The sequence below is a fragment of the Bartonella sp. B39 genome (genome assembly GCF_053795145.1).
In genome coordinates this window covers 668,742-695,391 of the sequence record NZ_CP200036.1, presented here as the reverse complement: position 1 = coordinate 695,391, position 26,650 = coordinate 668,742, and the positions used below count along the sequence as shown (strand labels likewise).

Annotated in this window: 12 protein-coding genes and 1 tRNA gene; 3 read left to right on the top strand and 10 right to left on the bottom strand. The window is 38.1% G+C overall.

Annotated features, from left to right (window positions below; genetic code table 11):
- Nucleotides 1-148: 148 nt before the first annotated feature.
- The 4 genes from V4P57_RS03055 to V4P57_RS03040 form a co-directional block, all read right to left on the bottom strand.
- Complete coding sequence (locus tag V4P57_RS03055; RefSeq protein WP_455466713.1) at nucleotides 149-514, bottom strand: response regulator; 366 nt, start codon at nucleotides 512-514, stop codon at nucleotides 149-151.
- Nucleotides 515-1,920: 1,406 nt separating this feature from the next.
- The gene (locus V4P57_RS03050) at nucleotides 1,921-9,933 is read right to left on the bottom strand and encodes a two-partner secretion domain-containing protein (protein ID WP_455466712.1); all 8,013 of its coding nucleotides are present in this window, start codon (nucleotides 9,931-9,933) and stop codon (nucleotides 1,921-1,923) included.
- Nucleotides 9,934-9,956: 23 nt separating this feature from the next.
- Nucleotides 9,957-11,720 (bottom strand): ShlB/FhaC/HecB family hemolysin secretion/activation protein, encoded by a 1,764-nt coding sequence (locus V4P57_RS03045; RefSeq protein ID WP_455466711.1) that lies wholly within the window; start codon nucleotides 11,718-11,720, stop codon nucleotides 9,957-9,959.
- A 1,145-nt stretch (nucleotides 11,721-12,865) separates the two neighbouring features.
- Complete coding sequence (locus V4P57_RS03040) at nucleotides 12,866-14,260, bottom strand: amino acid permease (RefSeq protein WP_455466710.1); 1,395 nt, start codon at nucleotides 14,258-14,260, stop codon at nucleotides 12,866-12,868.
- A 1,012-nt stretch (nucleotides 14,261-15,272) separates the two neighbouring features.
- Here V4P57_RS03040 and V4P57_RS03035 point away from each other — a divergent pair.
- Nucleotides 15,273-15,443 carry a hypothetical protein gene (locus V4P57_RS03035; RefSeq protein WP_455466709.1) on the top strand — a complete coding sequence of 57 codons (171 nt, stop codon included), beginning with the start codon at nucleotides 15,273-15,275 and terminating at the stop codon, nucleotides 15,441-15,443.
- 257 nt (nucleotides 15,444-15,700) lie between these two features.
- Here the strand turns inward: V4P57_RS03035 and hutH are convergent, their stop codons facing one another.
- Both hutH and V4P57_RS03025 read right to left on the bottom strand, forming a co-directional pair.
- Complete coding sequence (hutH, locus tag V4P57_RS03030) at nucleotides 15,701-17,239, bottom strand: histidine ammonia-lyase (RefSeq protein ID WP_455466708.1); 1,539 nt, start codon at nucleotides 17,237-17,239, stop codon at nucleotides 15,701-15,703.
- A gap of 498 nt (nucleotides 17,240-17,737) precedes the next feature.
- A tRNA-Arg gene (locus V4P57_RS03025) sits at nucleotides 17,738-17,814 on the bottom strand.
- Nucleotides 17,815-18,083: 269 nt separating this feature from the next.
- Here V4P57_RS03025 and V4P57_RS03020 point away from each other — a divergent pair.
- Complete coding sequence (locus tag V4P57_RS03020) at nucleotides 18,084-18,857, top strand: NAD kinase (RefSeq protein ID WP_455466707.1); 774 nt, start codon at nucleotides 18,084-18,086, stop codon at nucleotides 18,855-18,857.
- A gap of 148 nt (nucleotides 18,858-19,005) precedes the next feature.
- Nucleotides 19,006-20,409: a DEAD/DEAH box helicase gene (locus V4P57_RS03015; RefSeq protein WP_455466706.1), complete on the top strand. Its 1,404-nt coding sequence runs from the start codon at nucleotides 19,006-19,008 to the stop codon at nucleotides 20,407-20,409.
- 60 nt (nucleotides 20,410-20,469) lie between these two features.
- On the opposite strand, the gene gltX is transcribed toward V4P57_RS03015, so the two are convergent.
- The 4 genes from gltX to gor form a co-directional block, all read right to left on the bottom strand.
- On the bottom strand, nucleotides 20,470-21,849 hold the full coding sequence (gene gltX, locus V4P57_RS03010; protein ID WP_455466705.1) for a glutamate--tRNA ligase: 1,380 nt from the start codon (nucleotides 21,847-21,849) through the stop codon (nucleotides 20,470-20,472).
- 10 nt (nucleotides 21,850-21,859) lie between these two features.
- On the bottom strand, nucleotides 21,860-23,521 hold the full coding sequence (locus V4P57_RS03005) for an NAD+ synthase (protein ID WP_455466704.1): 1,662 nt from the start codon (nucleotides 23,519-23,521) through the stop codon (nucleotides 21,860-21,862).
- 123 nt (nucleotides 23,522-23,644) lie between these two features.
- Nucleotides 23,645-25,024, bottom strand: a complete 1,380-nt coding sequence (locus V4P57_RS03000; RefSeq protein WP_455466703.1) for a class II 3-deoxy-7-phosphoheptulonate synthase — start codon at nucleotides 25,022-25,024, stop codon at nucleotides 23,645-23,647.
- A 73-nt stretch (nucleotides 25,025-25,097) separates the two neighbouring features.
- Complete coding sequence (gor, locus tag V4P57_RS02995; protein WP_455466702.1) at nucleotides 25,098-26,489, bottom strand: glutathione-disulfide reductase; 1,392 nt, start codon at nucleotides 26,487-26,489, stop codon at nucleotides 25,098-25,100.
- Nucleotides 26,490-26,650: the final 161 nt, after the last annotated feature.

Genomic DNA, 26,650 nt, shown 5'->3' with positions numbered 1-26,650 from the left:
GTTGATCGGAAATGCTTGGAAAGTTTGGATCAACATTTAGGATTTGTACTTCAGTAGTTCAGATTTACCTACGCGCTCGTTTGCAAAAATATTCGTGATACAACTGAAATTTCCTCATTCACTTTTTCTACCATTCTTTAGCATAGCTTCAGTCCAAAAAGTGCTTTACCATTGTGATAAAACGGGGAACGGAAATAGGTTTTGACATATATTCTTCACATCCACTTGCACGAATTCTTTCTTCATCCCCTTTCATAGCAAAGGCTGTTACCGCAACAATGGGGATAGATCTAAGTTCCTCATCTTCTTTTAATTGTTTAATAACGTCAATCCCTGATACCTCAGGTAACTGAATATCCACAAGGATAAGAGAGGGCATTGATGAACGAGCCAATTCTAATGCCATAAGACCATTACGGGTTTCAACGGTTTCATAGCCACTCGCCTCTACAAGATCACGAAATAATTTCATATTCAGTTCGTTATCTTCTACGATCATGACTTTTTTTGACATTAATACCACTCCACCCTTCTGAGATAAAATAGACAAATAAAAATTAATACACACTCTCCATAACTTAAGATAAAATGATAAAAAAAATTGTAAACCACAAAGAAACAAGATAACGCCCGATAAAAGCATTTTTTCGCAAATATTTGTATTGCTAAATGTGACGATTCTTCAGTTCGTCAGAAAAGAGTTTTTATAACACTAAGTCTTTATCGTCACATATTTTTTTGATTGGCATACAAAGTTTCTGAATATCGAAATCACAGCTTACACCCTTTTCACCGTAAAAAAGATATCAATCACGAAAATTAGCTCAAATGCACATTTTGAATAGGAAAAAATAATTCTATAACTATTTATATGCATAGATGCTTTAGTCAGTAAAAAATCAATATTTTGTAAATTAATTCAAAAGCGTTTACCATTGTGATATTTTGTTATCTCAAATGCTTTTGTTATACATCAATATAGCTATTGGATAACAAATCAGAAAAAGGTTATCTATGGATTTTAAACGAAATTTGGAGATGAAATTCACTTGTGCTTAATGCATTGTAAAATGCAAAATCTGAATCTTGCAACTTATACCGATGCCCTGCTTTTTTCATGCATTCATAAACTGAAGCAAATTCACTTGCATACGAATCCATATCTTGAGGAGAAGAATAAATCGATTTCCATACACAGTTTGACAATGCTTGTTGGATCATGGGCTAATCAGCACCGGGTTTTTCCCATAATGCCAAAGTTGATGGAGGTGGTTGATTAATACATCCAACCATAGTTAACAGAGCTATTTCACCCAATAATTTCAAGATCTTTTCATTTTTCCCCTCCTTCAATGGATTTATTTACAATGAAATGGCTTATAATCCTACTAATATTTTTTGTTCCAGCTGTCCAAGATAACTATGGATATAGTGTGAATGGTCAATAAAGAAAACAACCTTGCACTCTCATAAAAGCAAGAGTGTGGGAGTTGTTAATTGTTACCAGCAACAAGACTTAAGTCTGGCGTTTAAGACTATTTTTATATTTTTTACAATAGGTGCTATTTAAGTGCTTCTTGACACTTCGTTGTAGGATAACAGCGCCAGGATGAACAATAGAAAAGTTCTCAGCTTTACAAATAATTTTTATACCACCTTCGCTTTTTATCTTTATGGCGGAATCCTGCTCGGAGCATATAAAAAACATCAATGCTTTCCCACGCATTGTTGATTAGATTTTTATCTTCTTTATCAAAATCATACGGCACTGATCAACCACATTCTAACACTACTTTTGCTACCTCAGCAAACTCTGCACTAGATTTCTTCCATATACTCAAAGTACTCTACAGGAGTCTTATTAAACTGACATCCATGATAATTAACAAAACCATTGCATTCATAATCTTAAAGTTTGTTTCATTTTTCCTTCCTCGAATGAATCTGTACACGATGAGGTAAACCATAGAGCTGCGTATATCTTGGTTTTCCACTTCCAAGACAATTATGAACATTGATAGGATCAGTTATTATTTTGAATGTTTCTATCAATCCGTTACTGCCAGCAGGTATCTGTTCAAAGGTATAAGGATTTCCTCCAATCCATCTTCCAACAAAATCATATTTATGATTTTCTAAACCGACACTCATTTTTTTACCATCACTCAATCTCTCTAACGTATCCGCCATGGCTTGAGCGTTAAAGGCCGGTCCAAAAAGATTGATCGTTGTTTTTCCCACTAACCTATATCTGCCCTTTTGATCTAGAGATTGCAGTGCGTTACCCACTGTCATGCTGCCACGACTATGAGCATCAAAATGCAATCCATCATTGCCATTGAGAATCATTAAATTCTGCACTTTCCTTGTCGAATTGCTTAGACCAAAAAAGTTATTTTCCATAAACTTCTGGTAACCCGCTATCATAAGCTCTGATAAAACTGTGTTGCTTTTGGGGAAATGTACAAAATAGTGTGGTTCATTCTTATTGTCTGCATGCTGAAGTGTATAAGCAGCCGCTTTATTTGCCGAAGTAAAAATTCCATTGACAAAAATATGGATTTTACCATCAGATCCTGCCTTTAAACTCTGCTTTTCCTCAGGTGTTAAATAATGATATTGAGGAAAAACCCGCCCCTTTTTATCTTTTAAATAAATAACCTTTCCATTTTTATCGCGATCAATAACAGCGATAGGGTGCTCTTTGATAAACATGATTTTATAAGCTTCATCACTATATTGAAATCCTTTTTCCAACAATCGTGTTTTCATTTCGCGGTTTTCTCGGGCTATATGCTCTAGCTCTTCTACATCCAGCCGTTCTATACCCTGATGAGATTCAGTTGTATTACGGTTAAGGGAGGCTATCGTTTGGTCAGATATTTGCCCCGTCAACGCCTTCTGTTCGGTTTCATTTGTAATGATAATCGTACCGTTGCTGATAGCAGACTTGGTTTCTCCATTCACTGAATCATGAGATTTTCCGTGATCCAAAGCATTTTTTGCAAGGTTTTTTGAAATACCATATTTTCCCTGTTGCAATGCTCCACCCGCTGCAATGCTGATCTCATCACTGTTTGCTTGAGCCTTTGCACTGTTGGCAATATCACTGGTCGTTATAGCCGCTGTTGTCAGAGTGTTTTTATCCGTAGAGGCAATACTGTCAATGACGCCACTGATGAGAGTTGTTTTACCTATAACAGTCATGTCAAAGCCTTGCTCACCAGCTTTAATCCCCGATTGCTTTAGAATATTCTCATAATGGCTTGACGATTTGTTTTTTAACCAATTGCCGTTTATGTTTGCTGCATCAGCCTCTTCTTCGTCATGATAACGACCAGAAGCAGATTGCTGAGAGTTAAATGTTTGAGCATTGTCACTACGGCTAGCAATGGTAAAATCGCCGCCAATATTGGCTTTTATACTCTTTCCAGCAACGACTGCACCACTTAATGTTGTATCTTTCTCACTGATGATGCGAATGTTCCCCGTACCTGAAAGACGGCTATTCTTGTGTTGAACACTCTCGTCAGACTTCTTTTGTTGGTTGAAAAAGCCATTACCCATCAAACTTATACCACCCTTTCCATAGCTGTATCCAAAATTGATGGAAGCGCTTCGCGATTTAATTGTGCTTTTTTGCACATTTTGCGCACTTTCAAGAGTGATATTCTGTCCTGCTTTCAGGATGATTTCTCTACTGTTTTCATTATTATGCTTATCATTGTTTGGGATATAAGTAGAATTTGCACCAATAATAACATCTGCTCCAACATCATGAAGTGTCCCTTTGTTGGCTTCAATACTCACAACACGTTTAGCTTCTATTTTATCCGTTACCGCCATTGAGGCATGAGAAGACGCCTCTGTTTTATCAGACATAAAATCTACTGTAACGCTAGAGGAAATATTTTCTGTATTGAGAAGAATATCCTTTGTTGTTTCATCTTTTATCCCATTGTAAAGATTTTTACCTTTGTTATAGAAATCATCGCCTTTGGTGCTGGCAATAGTATCGTTATTAATTTTGTCTTTACTCTCCCCATCTTTAAAAGACGTTGCTACATCTCCCACATTCTGTACAGTGCTCAAAAAATCAGCATTGACAACAGCTTTAACTCCTGCAAACAAAGTGTCGTGCATTTCGTTAGCGTCAAAAACATTATGACTTGCCAACAGCGTGACATCATTGCCTGCATAAACCTTGACATCACGGTCAGCCAAAATATCTGTCGCTTGCAAATGGGCATTATGTTTTGCGTTGATCTGCACATCTCGTCCTGCTGCAAAGCCAGCTTGATTCGCAAAATTTTCCTCTTTATGCGCTTTATCTGTCGATGAAGAGATTCCAATACTGAGTGGGACACTACTACGATTTTTTTTAAAATGAATACCAAAATCGGAGTGCTTTTCTTCAAAATTCATCGAATGGCTTTTGTGCCCAGCAATAACATTAATATCATGCGCAGCGGAAAAAATAAGGTCTCTGCTTGCTGCAAGGTCAGAACTCCCCACTATCAAATCTGATTTTTCTGCAATGATGTTGACAGTACCACCAGCAACTATTGAAGTTCCTTTATGCGTACCTGTTTTGTCTGTTTGTGTTTGCGCTTTTCTCCCCCATAGTGATAAAGAGCTAGAGTTTGAACCAACCCCAAGGCCAGAATTACGCTTTTCTGATTGAACGTTATAGTGCTCTTCCATTCCGATGACTGAAACACCGGCTCCAGTTACAGTAATATCTTGACCAGCAAAGAGTTTTGACCCTGAAATCATCGTATCTTCTTTTGCCTCCATAACAATATTACCCTTTGCAGTAAAACCAGAAGAGAGCGTTGTTGACTGTTTCTGAAATTGGTTTGAAGATTTCCCTCTCAAAAATCCACTTTTTGATAGTCCTTTTTGCTGATTAAACCGCTCTTTCTCTCCTGTTATGATAATGTTACCGCCAGATACAATGGAAATATTAGCCGCTAAACTACCTTGACTTGTTACATTTTTCATTTCCTCCGCTGTACCAGCAACAAGCGCTGATCCAACGAATTGAGTATGTCTTCCTGAATCCAATGCTGCTCCTTTACTCCCTGAGATATTTGCGCTCACTATTTGCGCATTTGCAACATTGTGATGGACTGATTTACTGCCGCCAAACACTCCACCAGTTGTGTGAAGTGATACCTCACGCTGTAAACTATTTTCTGTATTGGTGATCAGAATATCATTGCTGGCTTTCAGCCCCACTTTGCCATCAGAGGTAACAGTGCTTCCCGTGATGATGAGATCATGCTGTTTTCCATCTTTCCCCGCAACAGCCATAATATCACCTTCAGCTTTAATGGATGCCCCAACAAAAGCTGACACATGCCTGTCAATTGTCATGTTTTGAGTTTGAAGATGATATGCTATTTCATCTTTTTTTGCTCCTACAGTTACATCCCCTTGTGCGCTAAGAGCAACATAACCCTCAGCGTTTAAAGTAGAAGCAGCAACATGGACATCTCGTCCGGATTTGACAAAAATATCTTTTCCAGCACTCAAATAAGAAGCTTTGTGCAACACTAGGCGTGATGTTTCACCATGAGCATTGTTATTTATGCTATTGTGTATAGCCTCTATTGAAATATTTCCCTCTGCTTGTAAGCGCAGAGTATCGTGGGCTTGAATACAAGAACTTGCAACATTCAAATCTTTCCCTGCTAAAACTACCATCAAGCTTCCAGAACTCACTTTTGATGGATACTGTCCGACGGAATCACGCTGTCCCATGCGGTTGATGGTAGCTGTTGATCCTACAGACAAAGTGCCTTGTTCTGCTGACAACGCCAATCTCCTCCTTGTTGTGATACACACTCCTGAAGCTGTGAGGTCTTGTTTAGCAATCACTGTTGCATTGCTACCAGCAGAAAGCGCCTCGGTGTTTAAAACAGTTTCCACGCCTTCAACGCTTGTTCGCCCTGCATCAAAACGAATGTTTTTATCCGCAACCAAAACAATATCATCACCAGCAGTTAAATACCCTCCGTGATTAAGAATATTACCACCCTTGATATACAATTGGTGTGATGACTCAACCCGCCCTGAATTGATTACCGTGGAATTGCTCGTATTATGGCTGGTAATATTGACATTATCTCCCATGATCAAAGCACCTGCAGAGATAAAGGATGCTCTCTCTTTTTCTGGAATATAAAGTACGGGTGCATAAACATCCATACCCTTCACTTTTTGGCGCGTATAAATAACCATAGGAGTTTCTAGAGAAGTCAATTGTTCTTTGCTCAAAGCCTCACCAAAGGGGAGATGATGAGATTTTATATAATCAACCCCATTATCAAGTAAGGTTTTGACTTGTTCAATGGCATCACTTCCAGGAATAAAGGAGCCTTTTCCTAAACCTTGACCAACAAGATCATGCATTTGTTTTTCAATCAATTCCTTTTCAAAATACGCATCACCTAAGAAAAAAATCTCCCGATCAGGATTATAACCAATTCTCTTTAAATAATAAGAGACACCATAAGACTTGCTGACATCAAAGAAATCTGTTTGAGTTTCATAAAGGAAATTTTGTTTGGGCAACGTGCCATCATCTCCACTCGATTGGAGCTTTGGTAAAGACAAATCTCTTCCATTGGAAAAAGCGTCACGATTGATTTTCGGGGTAAATAAACCACCACCAACTGCTGTTAGGTTTTGCAATGCTTCTAATGGATTACCCGCAACCGCCTTTGCTTTAAAATGAGCACTTCCTGAAATGGAGCCTTCCGCTGCCTTGTTGTTTATTTGATCGACTTCCAAATTGAGAATGCTCCCCGCGCGAACAAGAGCAGAAACTGTATCTGTAGCTACTGAACCGGTATGGCGAAAAGTATCATTTGCTAGGTCTAAAGCGCTATTGCGACTTCCATCCGCATTATAGGCATAGCAATTATCTGTACCTGCTTTACAACCTAGATAGGTATTTTTATAAGTTGTTGCACCTGAATTGGTGAGCATATTGGCGTGAATATCAGCGTTTTCCCCTGCTTCTATAATACTATAATGGTTATCAATGTTGTCGGCATGAATGATGAGATTGCCACTAGTCTGTATCATCCCTTGAACGGTTGGCTTATGCGAAAAACTCTGTGTAACAGTTTTTTCTGTCATGTATGACCTATCATTCCATACATACGTTTGCATGCGATTTTTTCCATGTTCCGATGCTATTTTCCAAGTGAATGCCTTGTATACTGTTCCACCATTCAAAGTTAATTTTCCATAGGTTCTCTCTTTTTTACCCCACATCGCTTCTTCCAAGATAAATTCTCTGTGTTCAAGGAAAAGATCGTTAATGTCCCCTTTGCTCCAAAGATCCAATGTTTTTTTGTTAAATAGCCCCTCTTCATTGAGCGAAGAGTAATTGTCTGGCTTTTCAAATGCAAAGAGATTGCTTTCAATTTTTTTAATGTTCACCACAGGAGTACTATCGGCTTCATTTTTCAGACTGTTAGTTTGGATGGTTAAGTTTCCGCCTGCTTGAATAAACCCAGCTTTGTTAACAAGGGAAAGGCTTTTCCCTGTACCTTCTGTATTGACAAAAAATAAATCACGTTCTGCCAAAATAGCGCCAAAATCATTCAACACAGTGCCATCAACTTTCAAAAAACCATTGCCTCCTGCATAGATTAGACCTGTTTTGCTGTTGGTTATATCGCCCATCACGCTAAAGACTAAATTCTGCCCCGATACCAATTGCCCGCTATTCTCAAGACCCCCTGTTTTGATCGTGAAATCCCTGGCCGCTAAAACAGAAGTGTCCTGATCCACCATAACACTTGGAGCAACAAAGAGAATATCCCCAGTCCCTCCCTCATCAGTAATAGCTCTAAGCAATGCATGGCGAATCTCAAGAGCATTGGTGCTGTTAAAATCTAGCCCCCCATAAATCAAAGTGCTCCCCGATACATCAATATGATCCGCAATTAAATACAGCGTTTTTGGGGTATGAATATGAGAACGGTCATTGCTCAAATCTAGTATTTTTACTGTCAATCTAACATCCCCACTGACAGACATCTCATTCTCAATACTGATCGCTCCAGACACCGATATCAGTGTTGCGGTTCCATAGCCCATAACCTGATCATAATAAATGTCATTGCCCGCAAAAATATCAATATTTTTACCACTAACAATCTGCCCAACCTTTACACCTTTTTGTGCTGTAATAGAAAGTGAGCCTTTATCATGCAGAACAATATCGCCTGTAACGCCGTTAGATTGTACAAAATCTACACCACTAATAACTATACCAGCATCGAGACTCTCAACCGTTAAAACAGCATCACCACCCGTCATAAGAGAAGAAAAATCAACTGTTCCGCCACTAATGTCTGCCTTATCATAAGCCACAAGTTGTTTAAAATGAACGGGGGCATTCGTTTCTGGTTGTGCATGAATGACGATGTTTTGATGAGATAAAATCGATTGGGAAACAGAAATCCCTTCATGAGAAACCAGTCTAACATCACCCGCCCCATAGATATTTTCAGCTGCAATGCTCCCCTTCACACTTTGTAGATCGATATTACCCTGTTTCCCCAGAACAATAACACCAGCAGCTTCAGTAGCAGCCATATCAATCCCACCTGCTAAAAAATGCGCCTGTATATTGCCACCAGCGTGCGCCTTTAGGTTGCCTTCGGATAACACAAGACCACCAACCGTAAGGTCGCCACCTGTTTCAAACGTCAGATCAGCGCCAACGCCAAGTTGAAAAACTTTTATGGCATGGAGCGAAGACAACCCCATATTTCTCCCCGTCGTCGCTTTTCCGGTAATAGATAAAATCCCGCTTTTTGCATCTGCCATCAAATGACCATCAGCACTCAATGTTTCTAAAGAAATCCCCTGATGAGCAACAATCTTAATATCCTTTTTCGATGTAATGCGCTTTGCCAGCACGCTTTGGCTTTTTGATTTCAGTAAAACGCCTCCATGACCAAAAACATTCTTCAGAGAGATTTTCCCATCAGCAGAAAGATGCAACTGCCCAACATTCGCCGCCATATCATGACGCATCCGAACCGCAACGCCCTTTTCTGTCGCAACAAGTTTGATACGATCCGCCTGCAAAGCCCCTAACGCAGAACCATCTATCGCATATTCCGGTTTGCCAGTAATGTCGGTGAGTTCCTTCATTTCACGAGAAGCGTAATCAAAGTGCCCCGTCCCAACCGTCACCCTAATTTCTCTGCCTGCAACAGAACCTTCTAAATGTACAGTCCGTGAAACAATATCGAGAATATCAACTGAACCCTTGCCAGAGAAAAAATTTGCTCCCTTTGTTCCAAAAGTGATATCCCCTCCTTTCACCTCAAAACCTTTCAGAAAACCAGAGACATCAATTTCAGGAACACCTGTTGTTAATGTCGCATGAGGGGTATTAATAAAGCCACAGCCATCACAAGTTATGCCGTTTGGATTAGCAATAATAACATCTGCTTGGTGCCCAAAAACTTCCGCAGGACCGTTGAGTACACTGCGCTTGCCACTGGTCACTTCATTTAAAATCACTTTTGCTGAACCAGAAAAACGCAAATGCGGATTGCCCAGCATAATGCCCCCCAATTGTGATTGTCCCACTTCATTCGCATGATTGTTGAGAATGACACCTGGATTACCAACATTAAAATCGTAATATTTATTGTGTGATAAGCCCTTGCCATTGGGTGTTACAATATCAATCAAGGGAACCCCATTGGGCACTGCCACAATATCAGGGCGATATGCGCTACCTGCGTTAGGATCCACAGAAATTTGTGCATGAACCGCTGGAGATTGGAATAGAAAAGGTAAACTAATTCCGCTTACCAAAACTTTTTTGAGCATTGTACTGGAAACTAAAACTCCAAACAAAGTTGTTCTTTTTTCTCTTTTACCATATGTCATGCTTTAATTCCCCATAGCTATGCTTAAAGATCCATTGTTAATGTCATAAAAAATGTTCCAGACTTTTTATGCTTGACTGTGCTCCACAGAACGTTCGAATATCTCGCATCAAGAGATACAATACCCCCCGCAAGCTTTACGCCTGCTGTCCAACCTGCAAGCTGTTCACTCGTAAAACTATACAAAGGATTGACTGCCTGGGGCTGCGAAAACACACAACCATAGTCCAAACCAATATAAGGACGAAGTTCACCAAAAACCCTTTTAAAAGATGCATTGTTGCTCCACGGAATTATTCGTAACAACAAGTCATTACGGATGAAAAAACCGTCATTACCAAAAATCAAACTCTCACGCGTGCCACGCACATTGGAAGCTCCCCCTAATGAAATCTGCTCCACACCCAATAAATTATGAGGCGAATATTGCCCACTCAAAAGGTTGCTCAGTACAAAGTTCCATTCCCCTAACTTAAAGGGCGTTATTGCACTGATCGTACCAGTAAATTTCGCAAATTGAGGCTCCACATCCCCTGCTCCTGGATCATGTTTCTTTACTGAATGAAACAAGGGGATCCCTTGCAAATAACTTGCATCAAACGTCCACGTTCCACCAAGCATCTGGCGAGAATGCGAAATCCCAAAATTTACAACGCTATATTGGCGATTGCCAACCTCAATCTTATTTCCAAGCAGATAATTATTGGTTCTTTTATAAGAAAAACCTAAATTCAGTGTTGTGAGCGAAAAACTATCACGGTGAAGGACATAACTGGTGCTACCGTGTAATTCACTGGAATTACCTGTCGTTTCAATATCTGTGAAGTTGCCCTCTATAATGCTTTGATAATTATAAGCATAGCCGCTAAGATAAAATGTCCAATAACCGTAGGGAATACTCACACTCGCAGAAATGTTATTGCTATGCCCCTCTTGCTTGCTATCACCCCAATAATCTTGTTCACTGCGTTGATAGCCAAAGTCCCACGCATCATTGATCCCTAAAATATTTTCTACCCTTAAACCCGCATTATAACGCGCATATCCCGTTGATGATTGTCCCAAATTGTCATGGGAAACTGTAACCTTCAAAGCTTTATCAGGCTGATTGCTAATATTGAGAATTGTGCTTCCGTCTTCGTTTCCGGGAAGAAGTTCGCTTTTAGCATGTGCTGACTGGAGCCTGTTGATCTGATCAAGCCCCTGTTCAATATCGCGCATATTGAGAATGCGCCCTTTAAGCCCAGGAAAAGCACTCCATACAACATTGTTATAACGAGACGTTGGTGAACCATTATAGTAAATCTCTGAGAGCTTTCCTTCAATAACAACAAATTTGAGCGTCTTGCTGTTTTTAATATCTTGATCGGGAATATAAAAACGCGCCGTCACATAGCCCTTATCGAGATAAACTTTGGTTAACTGTTTGATCAATGTCTGGATATCAGAAAGCCCGATACATCTCCCAGTATAAGGCTCTGTTACGGTTGCGAGAGCGTGCTTCTTGACGTGATGCACTCCCTCAACAACAATATGATGAATGGCAAAGCAGACTCCATCACTAAGACGCGCATCCTGCTCTCTTTCAGGAGAACTGTTCATGCCTTTAGGCGTTAAAGCCCGTAAATGCTCAAGCTTCTGTGATCTTTGCTGCTCACTATGCTCACGGACAAAGTTATCGGTAGATATTTGCGCAGATACCGTAAAAATATTAAGAAAACCAAAACAATAAAATAAAAAAACAAAAAATCTTAATAAGCAATCTTGGATTAGTATTATAAAAAACATTATAGATTGGCTCCACGCATTTGTATTTCATGAAAAACTGCCTAAAGAAAATTCGGTGATGACAGAACATCCATTTAAAATGGAAAAAATGACTGCTTCCATATCGTTCTCTTTATAAAAGTACGCACAGTGTTCTGTCTTATTTCAATTGTGATAAAATCTGTTCTTCCCATCTTCGCCATCAACCCTGTAACGAAAACCATCAAACAGATAAACATCCAGCAGCATAACACCTGCCAATAAAAGTAACTGTCGGTTCATTCTCTATCTTTTCTGCCACAAAAATGCAGCAGCTATACCAAGAGATTCGTACTGTCACACCAGACTGAATGCTACTGTATCCGTAAAATTTCCTATTGTTTCTTTATTTCAGCTATTTTTTATGAAGGCTTAGAGAGCACACAACGATCAAACTAATCCTAAAGTTATTTTATTTAAAATCCTGCTTGTCGTTGATCCTTTATATAGATTGTTATGTAGTAAATTATATATCAATTGATACATAATGGATAAATTATAGAAAAACATAGTCATTCATCCCCACCATTGTAATTGTTATAATAAACCTGCCAAGTAGTTGTAGATAACTAATTTATATTTAAACCAATATGACACATTAATTTTATTCTAAAAATTAAAAATATCAATATATAAAATAATTAATTTTAAACAAAATGATATTTTAAATAAATAAACTTATTTTATTACTTGTTACATGAATAAAATAATAATAATTAAATAATTTAATTATTATTATAATTTATACATATTTTTGTTCAGCTAATGTTAAATGAAGCAATATTTTTTATAAAACAAAAAATAATGATTTCGATATAATTATTTTATCAAACAATACTACAAAGATTAGAGGATCTCTCCCTCTTTTCACGGCACTTTTGTATGTAGGGAAAAGCTTGTAGCCAGAGCTGGTGTAGTTGAAGTTGGAGAAGCAAATTTATGCAACTGCTTGTTCGTCAGTAATGACCTGTCGATTTTATAACTATCCCTGCTTTATATGATTTGACAGCTATTATCAGCAATAACATACATATCTCTTCCAAACAAAATGAGAATTAGCATGTTATTTCTAATTTTTGTTGAGCAATTACCCTTCCACCATCAAATTATCAGCCTTTTATCCTAGCTTAATTCTTATTCGTACTTTCTTGTTTCTTGTTTTTTTTCAGATTATAAAATTTAAGTGTATAGAAACAAATAACAAGCCAAACAACCCAACTAATACCTACGACTAAAACTGGTCGTGTATCGTCAAAAAAACATAACAGTACAAAAATAAAAACCATAAATAAGATAGAAAAAATTGGCCCTATTGGCCAAAATGGAATTGGAAATCTCAAACCAGATTGCACTTCTTTAGGCATTTTAAGCCGCATAAAAATTTGCGAAAATAATATCATCATCCAAACGAAAACTGTCGCAAATGTTGCCATTGCTGCAATGAGAAAAAAAAGCTGCTCATGGAACAAATAATTCAAAACAACTCCAAGAAGGAAAATACCTAAAATCAATAAAATAACAAAAATCGGTATACCATTTTTTGATAAATATTGAAACTTCTTTAAAGCATAACCTTCCTGAGAGAGCCCATGTATCATGCGAGCAGCGCCATACATCGCACTGTTCATTGCCGAAACAGCCGCTATAACAACAACAATATTCAGAATATTAGCTGCCGCTGAGATCCCAAGACTTTCAAAAATTGAAACGAAAGGACTATCCATAAGGCCAATTTTATTCCAAGGATAAAGTGACATTAAAATGGCTAAGCTAATGATATAAAATAGCAAAATACGTACAGGAGTAGAATTAATGGCCTTTGAGAGTGTCTTATGAGGATCTTGTATTTCCATCACTGCCATACCAATGATTTCTATACCTCCAAACGCAAAGATAACAACACTAAAGCAAGCCAAAAAACCAAACAAACCATTGGGAAAAATACCTCCATTTTTCCATAAATTATCGACACTTACAGTGGAAGAAGCAGGAGTTGCTCCCCAACCATACAAAATAATTGCTATTCCTAAAATAATCATTGCAATGATCGCAATAATTTTAATAGAAGACAGCCAAAATTCTAGCTCACCATACACTTCCACTGCTGCCAAGTTGATACTGGTAATGATCAGTGTAATGCTGAGTGCCCATATCCAAGGAGAAACATCAGGATACCAAAACCCCATATAAGTCGCAAAAGCCGTGATATCAGCCAAGCCAACAAGGAGCATCTCAAAGACATATATCCATCCTGTTAAAAAACCTGCCAATGGCGATATGTAATTTGCAGCATAACGAGCAAAAGAACCAGGCAGCGGATTGTGAATAATCATCTCACCAAGAGCTCGCATAACCATAAAAATAGCAAAACCAGAAATACAATAGGCTATGAGAACACTTGGACCAGCAAGCTTAATGGCTTGCGCAGACCCATAAAAAAGGCCCGTTCCAATAGCAGAGCCAAGAGCTAAAAAGATAACTTGGCGCTTGTTCATACCTCGTTTAAGCTCATTTGTTCCCATTTTTTTCCTTCTTCACTGAATTATTGACGAAAAACCATATACAATGCTGACTTTATCCATCATAAAGCCTCATTTTTCTCCCGAAAGTATATTTAAAGAGCATTGAGCAATGCCTACGAGAATCCTTATTGTAAACAATGAAAAAACACTCTTAGTTATGAGTTATTCAGCTTTTTCAACGCTCTCATTTTTATCATGTTATTTTGATCAAGTGATAATGCAATTTTTTATAATTGTCCTTTAATTTATTTTCGTATTCTCTATTTTTGTTTTGCAGAAAAAATGCTGAATTTGATGAGACTACTAATTGCAACACTCTCTTTTCACTTCACAGAAACAGAAGCCTAAAATCCGTAAAGCTAGATTTTGGGCAAGTCAATAAATTTTCTATCGGTACCTTAGGCAAATTTTCTATTGCTTTTTCAGTTTACAACAAACACAAATTGTGTACAACAGCCCATGAAACAGCTTTTAATACCAACTGAATGGCTTCAAACCAATAACAAAGGCAGCTTAATCCACTCCTTAGGAAATCTAATTACTTTAAAACACACGTTTTCCCTAAAAGAGCTATTTTGCCTCATGGTGATCTGATTTATCAGCATAAACTTATAAAAACCAATATTGAAAAAATTGCTTTTGGAAGTGATTTAATTTTCTATTTTTAGCTTATATTCTATAACATAATTAAAGTATAGACTTTGGCATTATAAATATTTTATTATTATTTTACCATTCACAAATAATATATTATATGTATTGCATCAAGTAAAATTAACAATTTTATCATGCATTTCTCTTTTTTAAGATATTTTATAATTTTTTAGAATTATTTTAAATAAAAAATGAAAAAAATGTTTAAAAGCAATATATTATGTATTTTTATAACAGTTACTTTTTGTTTTTTGCAAATTGTGGAGGTTAATGCAAATCTTGGGAGAATCAGATCTCAAGAGAGTCTTTTCATTGCCATCAAGTCACATGAGAAATAATCCTTGTTAAGGCGAAAAATATGGTTGTCATTCGCATTTCAAATAAAAATACTATAGAAAAAAGTGGATATACAATCAAAGAAAAAGTTAAAAAGGGAGTTATGATCGCTACAATAACTTTTTTTCTTGTAAACCTTGCACTTAAGGGGGCGATTTGGTTTAAAATATGGGCCCATAGAAACACTTTCTAACGCCCTTTCAAAGCTTTTAAAGATTGACGAGTCTCACTATATCACCGATTTTAGACCATTTCTGTTGATATTAAAAAGCTGGTTCATACGCTGTTATGCTCACTTAAGAGATAATTGGATACAGGTATCCACTGCATACTAGCTGATACATGAGTACATATTCATTTATTACTCAAATATATCACTTTACCCAATTTTTATATAAGAAAATTCAAAAATTAAGTGTCTCCCTGCCCTACTTGATATCAAAATAAATATTATTTGGATTCTAGTGATGGAAAAATTGTTTTTGGTAAAATGGACAATAACTGCCCCTCACTTACAAGTATGTACCCCTTATGAAGATCTGGGGCCATATAACGATCTCCCTTAAGGGTCTCAATATTTTTACGCAAGTGATCCATAACAGATTGTAGAAAGGAGCTTGTTTTTAAAGGAGTACGATATTCAATTCCTTGTGCTGCAATAAGCGTTTCAATGCCAATAATAGTAAAAAGGTTTTCACTCATCGTCAGTAACCGACGCGCACCATGGCATGCCATTGAAACGTGATCTTCTTGATTTGCTGAAGTTGGTGTCGAATCAACTGAAGCAGGATGTGCCATTTGTTTATTTTCAGACATTAAAGCAGCCGCAGTTACTTCAGCAATCATAAAACCTGAATTAAGGCCCGCATTTTGCGCTAAAAAAGCTGGAAGTCCATAAGAAACTGCTGGATCAACCATAAGAGCAATACGCCTTTGAGAAATGGAACCTATCTCACATAGAGAAAGAGCAATCTGATCAGCAGCAAATGCTACAGGTTCAGCATGAAAATTTCCACATGATACAACCTTACCATCGCTTAAAATTAACGGATTATCTGTAACTGCATTTGCTTCAATAATCAGTGTTTTTGCTGCTGCGATAAGAATATCAAAACATGCACCCATAACCTGTGGTTGACAACGTATACAATAAGGATCTTGTACACGGACATCATCGCGCAAATGTGCAGCCCGAATTTCTGAATCCTCTAAAAGCTTTTCTAATGTTTGTGATACGACAATCTGCCCATAATGTCCCCGTAAAATATGGATATCAGGGTGAAATGGAGCTGTTGATCCCATGACGGCATCTGTCGTCAATGCTCCTGCAAGAAGTCCACCACACAATGCCCTATAACCACGAAAAAGGCCTGCAAGAGCAAGTGCTGTTGATGTTTGGGTACCATTGATAAGAGCTAGACCTTCTTTTGCTTCTAAAACAACAGGTGACAATCCTGATTTTTCTAAAGCAGACGCCCCACTCATGCGAATATTTTGAAAGAATGCCTCTCCCTCTCCCATCATAACAGCGGCCATGTGAGCAAGAGGCGCAAGATCACCTGATGCACCAACAGATCCCTTTTCAGGGATGACAGGAATAACTCCATTTGCAAGCATGTTTTCTAACAAATGCACCAATTCTAGACGAACACCAGAAGCTCCTCGCCCGATCGAAATGAGTTTTAAGGCCATCATCAGACGTACAACATTTTCCGGTAAAGGCGCCCCCACACCACAACAATGTGATAAAATAAGATTTCTTTGTAAAACCGTTACATCATTTACATCAATTTTAATCGACGCTAATTTTCCAAAACCAGTATTGATACCGTAAACCGGCTCACTTCCCGCAGCAATTTTAGCAATGCGATCTGCTCCCTTTTTGATAGCTAGATGCGTATCATTATGAAGTTTGCTTACTTCACCATTCCAGTAAATAGCTTCAAGTTCGCTAAGCGTTACTTTACTAGGATTTAGTATAATAGTCATAATTTTCTCTCTCGCTCATTTATAGCTTATATTCATACTTTCCATTTATTTAGGATAACAGAAAAAGCACTTTCGCTCTCTAACACTTATGTGGGGATTAAAATTATTTTGATAAACAAATTATGTTCTTAAATAACAAAATAAAAATATCGAAAAGAATTTCTTAATTCCAATTGACTGAATAAAATAATGGAAAGAATAGCTTTACCTCATAAATTAAGGAGCATTTTCTGTTTTGTGTACAGAGTGTAATACCATTGGCAAAATAACTGCAACTTTCTCCATTATTCTCCCTAATTTTTTTATTTCAATATCCAAAATAATGAACCAAAATAGCTCCATAAAAAGAAACAAACTTGCTCATTTTAAATTACTTTCACCATTTAATATATAACTTAACAATGCACTTTAATGAAATTTCCTTTTAAAATAGGAATACTTTATTTTCAAAAAAATCAATACTGTTATAAAAATGATACAAAATGGTATTGAAGAGTTTGGTGCACCCGACAGAATTCGAATCTGTGACCTCTGCCTTCGGAGGGCAGCGCTCTATCCAGCTGAGCTACGGGTGCTTAAAACTGATCATTAAAATCATCCGTAGCCTTTTAACTGATCACACTCTCAGCTTCAATGGAGAATTATCATTCTGATAAAAAATACTTGTTTATGATTTATGCAACTACGCACACTTCTTATCCTCTCCTGCCAAGAGAATTTATCTTAAAACAGCTTCTTTGTCGCACAAAATTCTTTTCTTGTTGAGAAAACAGCTTTTATTACAACTTCAAAATTCTCAAAAAGTAAGCTACAAAATAAATTGTAAATATCAGGATAATTCTTAATGACTAAATTACCAAGCCGTTTTCATTTTATCTCTGCAGAAACTATAGATGCCACCAAAGCTACCCATAAATTAATTTCCATTTACGGTCATTCTTCTCTCGAAGAAAGTGACGTTGTTGTCGCAATTGGTGGTGATGGAACAATGTTACAAACAGTACGAGACGTTATGAACACCGGAAAACCTATTTACGGCATGAATCAAGGTTCTGTAGGATTTCTTATGAATGAATTTTATGAACAAAAATTGCCAAATCGCATTGCTGTCGCACATAAAAAGGAAATTCATCCCCTGCGCATGATTGCAAAAGCTGAATGTCAAAAATATATTGAGGCACTCGCAATCAATGAAGTCTCATTATTTCGTCAATCTTACCAAGCAGCAAAAATCCGTATCAGTATTGATGACAACGTGCGTATGGAACAATTAAATTGTGATGGTATCCTCGTTGCAACACCAGCAGGGTCTACTGCATATAATTTATCAGCACACGGACCTATCTTGCCCCTCATGGCTCCCCTTATGGCACTCACCCCTGTTAGCCCCTTTCGTCCTCGTCGCTGGCATGGAGCGCTGCTTCCCGATACGGCAATAGTACGCTTTGATATGCTCGAACCTGAAAAACGTCCTGTAAATGCTGCTGCCGACAATGTTGAGGTAAAATCTGTCCATTCAGTTACTATTTCAATGGCAACAGAAGTAACAGTCTCAATCCTTTTTGACTCTAACCATTCATGGGATGAACGTATTTTATCAGAACAATTTCGCTATTAATTATTGTAATATGATTTCTCTAGGTATACGGCCGTTAGAGTTGACTTTTTTATGAAGGCACTTTAACCCTCTTTAAGAGTATCGAATACTTAAATCTCACGAATAGTTCGGATAGAGAAGTTAAAATCGCAGAGCAATTGATAAAAAAATGATACCAGCTTTAAAAAGTTTTGATGATTTGGGCCTTTCCGAAAAGGTTATTAAAGCAGTAAAGTCAGCGGGATATACGATTCCAACACCTATTCAGAGTGAAACAATCCCTCACGTGCTTCAAAGAAAAGATGTTCTAGGTATTGCTCAAACAGGGACTGGAAAAACAGCTTCTTTCGTTTTACCTATGCTCACACTGCTTGAAAAAGGGCGTGCAAGAGCGCGAATGCCCCGTACTCTCATATTAGAACCAACACGAGAACTTGCAGCCCAAGTCGAAGAAAACTTCGATAAATATGGAATAAATCATCGTTTAAATGTTGCACTTTTGATTGGTGGTGTTTCTTTTGAGCACCAAGATCGTAAACTTGAACGGGGTGCTGATGTGCTTATCGCAACGCCAGGACGTCTTCTCGATCATTTCGAACGCGGTAAACTGCTCCTGATGGGCGTAGAAATTCTTGTTATTGATGAAGCTGATCGCATGTTGGATATGGGCTTTATTCCTGATATTGAGCGCGTCTGTAAACTCACCCCTTTTACACGTCAAACTTTGTTCTTTTCTGCAACAATGGCGCCAGAAATTGCAAAACTAGCAAAGAAATTTTTACATTCTCCTGTTTCTGTTGAAATTACAAAAGCATCCTCAACCGCAACCACAATTACACAGCGGCTCGTCAAATCGGGAAGTAAGTCATGGGATAAAAGAGCTGTTTTGCGAGAACTTATTCATAATGAAGGTGACGAACTTCAAAACGCTATTATTTTCTGTAATCGAAAAAGAGATATCTCTGAACTTTTTAGATCTCTCGTCAGACATAATTTTAGTGTAGGTGCACTTCATGGAGATATGGACCAATACTCGCGCATGAGCACATTAACCGATTTTAAAGACAATAAACTCACACTTCTTGTTGCATCTGATGTTGCTGCCCGTGGACTTGATATTCCAGCCGTAAGCCATGTCTTCAACTATGACGTTCCTACACATGCTGAAGACTATATTCATCGAATTGGTCGTACAGGGCGCGCAAATCGTAGTGGAAAAGCTTTTACGATTGTTACAAAAGCTGACCAAAAATATATCAATGCTATTGAAGAAATAAGCAATGAAAAACTTGAATGGCTCAATGGGGATCTTTCTACTTTAACGACCGATGATCAAGAAGACGACATCGATGTAAAGAAAAAATCTCAAAAATCAGTAAAAAGGACTTCTCAAAAAGGACGCGCTGTTCGAACTAAAAAGTCTTTACAAGATAATAAAGTGGATGATATGGAAACTGCAAACAATAAAGAAAAGCCACCTCAGCAGCATCATTCTCGAAACAATAAGAATTACGCTCCCCTTGGATTTGGCGATGATATTCCGGCATTTATGCTCATAAAAATCCGCACTTGAACTGAAAGTTTGCTTTTTTATAGGGCAAAAAATGAGTAAAGTACTCTGAAAGCGCTTCTTTTACTTCCCTTGGATAGCTAGCCTTTCTATTACTTTCTCACGCCCTAAAAGCTGCAAAAATTTTCCCATTTCAGGTCCATGATCCATACCTGTAAGTGCCTGACGTAATGGCATAAACAAAGCTTTTCCACCACGTTCTGTTTTTTCTTTTAATGCTGTTGTCCAAATTTTCCAACTTTCCTCATTCAAAGCACCTTTAGGTAAGAAATTGAGTGACTGCTGCACGAAAGCACGATCCTCTGGTGCCACTGTATCAAAATTCTGTTCATCATGAATGATTTTCCACCACAAAACTGCATCATTTACTTTATCAATATTGCTTCTTATCGCGTTCCAAAAATACTCCGCCTTTTCTCCATCAATAGAAAGACTTTTAAGTCGCATTTGAACTTCTTCATAGGTTAACTCATGTACAAGATGACTATTCAAAGCAAGAAGATCAGCAATATCAAATTTTGCAACAGATCTTGACGTATCTTGGAGATTAAAATGCTCTAAAAGCGCTGCTTGATTGGGATATGGATATACACTTTGTGATGTCCCAATCAAAACAGCAAGGCATTGAACAGCTATAGATTCAAACCCTTCTTCTCGTAGAGAGCGAATAGAAAGATCATTATTACGTTTTGAAAGCCCTTTTCCTAAAACTGTAGTCAATAAATTGATATGCCCAAAAATTGGTAATTCTGCATCAAGAGCTTTAAAAAGAGCAATTTGAGCGCCTGTATTTGTAATATGATCATCCCCACGAATAATATGCGTAATAGCCATATCTACATCATCAACAACAGAGGGTAATGTATAAAGGTAGCTTCCATCTTCACGAATAAGAACAGGATCTGAAAGAGAAGCTAAATCAATCGTCTGCTTTCCTTTTACTGCATCATTCCAGCAAGCTTCTGTTCGCTTTGTTTGTAGAGGATTATTTTCAAAATTAGGAAGAAGAAAACGCCAATGAGGTTTACGACCTTGTGATTCAAATTCTTTTTTATCTTCTGCTGTCAATTTTAATGCTGCACGGTCATAAATAGGAGGCAACTTGCGTGAAAGCCGGATTTTACGACGCCGCTCTAATTCTTCTGCAGTCTCATAACAGGGATAAAGAAGCCCGCGTTGTTTAAGAGTTTTTGCAACTTCATCATACCGGCCAAACCGTTTAGATTGGTAATAAATTTCATCTGGTTGGATACCAAGCCACTCAAGATCAATCGCAATAGCATCAATATATTCTTGTTTGGAACGTTCAACATCTGTATCATCATAGCGCAAAACAAATGCTCCATTATGCGCTTGCGCATAAAGCCAGTTAAATAAGGCAATACGGACATTGCCAATGTGAACATAACCTGTTGGAGATGGGGCAAAACGAACTTTTATCATTAAACAATGCTCAACTTTTATCACGAAAACGATTGACAATAGGATAACGACGAGCACGTCCGAAGTTCTTGTCGCTGATTTTTACACCGGGCGCGGACTGTCGCCTTTTATATTCGGCACCATAAAGAAGATGCTCAATTTTCTCAACCGTCTCCCGTAGATACCCACGTTTAATAATATCACACACGCTCATGTCATTTTCGACAAGAGATTGCAAGATGTCATCCAAGACAGGATAAGGAGGAAGAGAATCTTCATCTTTTTGATTTTCCCGCAGCTCTGCAGAAGGCGCTTTTTCTATAATATTGAATGGAATGACAATTCCTTCTGGTCCCTCAAAATTTTGCAAGTGATTTTTATTGCGCCACTTAGCTAATGCATAGACCTGCATTTTATAAATATCCTTAATAGGATTGAAGCCTCCATTCATATCACCATAAAGTGTTGCATATCCCACAGCCATTTCAGACTTATTACCTGTTGTCACTACCATTGAGCCAAATTTATTGGAAAGTGCCATTAAAAGTGTACCGCGTATACGGCTTTGAAGATTTTCTTCTGTCACATCAGACGGCAACCCTAAAAAAACTGGCGCCATTGTGTTCAAAAAAGATTCAACAGGTTGCTCAATCGGTATTATTTCATAATGACACCCTAAAAGACGTGCACACTCTTTAGCATCTTTTAACGATTCTTGCGAAGTATAGTGATAAGGCATCATTATGGTGCGAACTCTCTCAGAGCCAAGAGCATCCACCGCTATTGCCGTACAAAGTGCTGAATCAATCCCTCCTGAAAGACCAAGAATAACATTCTTAAAGCGGTTTTTATTGACATAATCTCTTAAACCCAAAACACAGGCTTGATAATCAGCAGCTAATCCATTGAGAAGAGTTTCATTGGGACCAGAAACGCATTGCCATCCTGTCGTTTTTCGTTGCCAATGGCTCAAAGCAAGATGGCTTTCAAAATGTTTCATTTGAAACACCATTTTTCCTTGTCCATCCAGCGCAAAAGACCCCCCGTCAAAAACAAGCTCATCTTGACCACCAACCGGATTAGCATAGATAATTGGCATACCAGACTGAAGCGCTTGTGCACGCACAACTTCTACACGTTTTAGTGTTTTCTTGCGGCAATAGGGAGATGCATTAAGAACGAGAATAATCTCAGCTCCTTTATTGCCAAGCTCCGCACAAAGTGAAGAATCATGCCAAATATCTTCACAAATCACTATTCCTAGTCTTACTCCACGATAGATAAAAGGCTTAGGGCGCGAACCGGGAGAAAATACACGCTTTTCGTCAAACTCTGCATAATTAGGCAAATCAAATTTCAAGCTTTCAGCAATTATCCGTCCTTCATCAAGAAGCATAGCAACATTGTAAACTTTACCATCCCGCCTTAAAGGAAGACCAATCACGATTCCAGTTCCCCCTACTGTTTCCTTTGCTAATTCCTTAACAGCATCTTCACATCTCTTTGTAAAAGCAGGTTTAAGAACAAGATCTTCTGGTGGATAAGCACTAATAAAAAGCTCAGTGAATAAAACAAGGTCAGCTCCCTTTTCTTTAGCCTCCTGATACACCCTTACGGCAAGAGAAAAATTCCCTTCAATATCACCGACAACAGAGTTCAATTGGGCAACTGCTACCCGAAAATCATTTTTCATAAGCTTTGTATCATTTCATCAGTTTTGGAACCACAACTCTATTTTAATCACCAAAAATATTCCTTTTCTCAAAAAATCCCCTTTACAAACACCTAAAATAAAAAGTGTTATGTCATTTTTTGTCTAACCATTCGCAGCAAGTGCTAATGAATCAGTATCACGATTTTTTTTAAGGAGTTCAGCAACAAGAAAAGCTAATTCCAAAGCCTGATCTGCATTTAATCGGGGATCACACTGCGTATGATAGCGATCCGACAAATCTTCTACAGAAATAGCATGTGCACCACCTGTACATTCGGTTACATTACGACCAGTCATTTCAATGTGAATGCCTCCTGGATAAGTTCCTTCCCCACGATGCACTGAAAAAAAGTTTTCTACTTCTTTTAAAACATAATCAAAGGGGCGAGTCTTATAGCCATTTACAGTGACTGTATTGCCATGCATTGGATCACACGACCATATAACCTTACGTTTTTCCCGCTCAACTGCACGGATCAATTTAGGAAGATAATTTTCAACTTTATCATACCCAAAACGCGTAATGAGAGTCAGTCGCCCCATCTCGTTTTCAGGATTCAGAATATCAATTAATCTCAAAAGTTCATCAGGTTCAATGGAAGGACCACATTTTAACCCAATCGGATTTTTAATACCGCGACAATATTCAACGTGAGCATGATCAATCTGACGTGTACGATCACCAATCCATAACATATGACCAGATGTTGCATACCAATCTCCAGAAGTCGAATCAATTCGTGTTAAAGATTCTTCATAACCAAGCAAAAGTGCTTCATGACTGGTATAAAAAGATGTTTCACGTAATGAAGAATTTGTTTTGGACGTAATTCCTATGGAACGCATAAAATCAATCGCTTCAGAGATACGTTCTGCTAATAGCTCATAACGCTCACCCTGCGGGCTATTAGAAACGAAACTCAACATCCATGCATGAACATTTTCTAAATCGGCATACCCTCCTTGTGAAAAAGCACGCAACAGATTAAGCGTTGCTGCAGATTGGCGATAAGCCATAGACATTCGTTGTGGATCAGGAATACGAGAATCTGCTCCAAACTCAATGCCATTAATAATATCCCCCCGATAAGAAGGAAGTTCAACCCCTCCTTTTTTTTCCATATCACTCGAGCGTGGCTTTGCAAACTGGCCAGCAATACGACCAATTTTAACAACTGGCTTAAAACTTCCAAAAGTTAAAACAATCGCCATTTGCAAAAATACACGAAAAAAATCACGGATATTATCAGCTTCATGTTCTGCAAAGCTCTCTGCACAATCTCCACCTTGTAATAAAAAAGCCTGACCTTGCGCAACAGCTGCTAATTCATTTTTCAAATCACGTGCTTCACCCGCAAAAACTAAAGGAGGATAGCTACGTAGCTTTCGTTCAACATCCGCTAACACAGATTTATCTGGATAAGTCGGAACTTGTTTAATTGGCTTTACTCTCCAAGAGCTAGGCGTCCATTCTTTTATCATTACACTCTCTCCAGAGCTTAAGATCACAACTCGTCGTAATAAAAGCTTCGTCGCTTACCATAACATGCGCTGTTCAATTTTCTACTTTTCTTCCATTTTCATAGACATAACTTGGTTTATACATCGTTACCAGTTCTTCTGCCATTGTTGGATGCACGGCCATGGTTTTATCAAAGATATCTTTCATCAACTTTCCTTTGAGAGCTATCCCAATAAGCTGCGCCATCTCACCAGCGTTTTCTCCCAAAATATGGGCTCCTACAACGATACGACTTTCACCATCAACAACGAGCTTTATAAACATTTTTTCTGAACTCCCAGAAAGAACATTGCGCATAGGACGGAAAACTGAACGATAAATTTCAAGACGTTTATAACGGCGTACCGCATCTTCTTCTGAAAGACCAACCGTTCCAATTTCGGGCTGTGAAAAAACCGCCGTCGTGATTAAATCATAATCAGGTGTTGTGGGCGTATTCTCAAACGCAGTTTTAACGAAACACATTGCATCATGAATCGCAACAGGTGTCAATTGAATATGACCTGTTACATCACCAATAGCCCAAATATGGGGTACATTTGTTGTCATTCGTTCATCAACAACAACTGCACCAAATTCATTCAATTTAACACCTGCCCGTTCGAGTCCTAAGCCCGTTGTATTTGGCACACGCCCCGTAGCCAACATAATCCGATCAGCACCGATCGTTTGCCCACTTGATAAAACAACATCACAACAATTCCCTCTCGCTTGCACTTTGGAAACTGTCGCCCCATAGATAATAGAAATCCCTTTTTCAATCATTGCATCATTAAGCAATTGTCGCAAATCATAGTCAAAGTTACGAAGGATTAAATCACCACGATGGAGTAACGTTGTTTTTACACCTAATTCATGAAAAATGTTAGCAAATTCAACACCAATATATCCGCCACCAACAATGACTATTGATTTTGGGAGTTTTTCAAGGTCAAAAATTTCATTAGACGTAAGGCACAAATCACTGCCTTTTATCGCAGTGTTTGGTGCAATTTTTGCCCCTGTTGCGATCAAAATCTTTTTTGCCCTTACCCGCTCACCTGTTGCAGAGAGCTCTAATGTATGATCATCTACGAAGGCAGCACGACTTTCGTAAATATGAACATTATTATCTTGCAATCCCTTGCGATAAAGCCCTTCTAATCTTGATATTTCTTTATTTTTAGCCGCAACCAATTTTTCCCAGCTAAAAATTGGATCAGCATATTTCCATCCAAAACCAATGCTTTTCCTGAACTCTCTTGCATATTGTGACGCATAAACATACAATTTCTTGGGAACACAACCGCGAATAACACAAGTGCCCCCTATACGGTATTCTTCTGCTATAGCGACACGCTTACCAAGCCCTCCAGCAAGGCGTGCAGCACGCACTCCACCAGAACCACTTCCAATAACGAATAAATCAAAATTAAAAGTTTCCACGAACTATTCCTTCTCATACGTCTACAATAATAGGCTATGGTCATTTATTATCAAACGAAAATCTTTTTTATTTTCAAGCACTCTTTTTTCTATAACGCAGCTTTCTGAAAAGACCTACTTTTATTAAAAACGGCGAGAAACCGCCGCTTTTAAAAATAAAC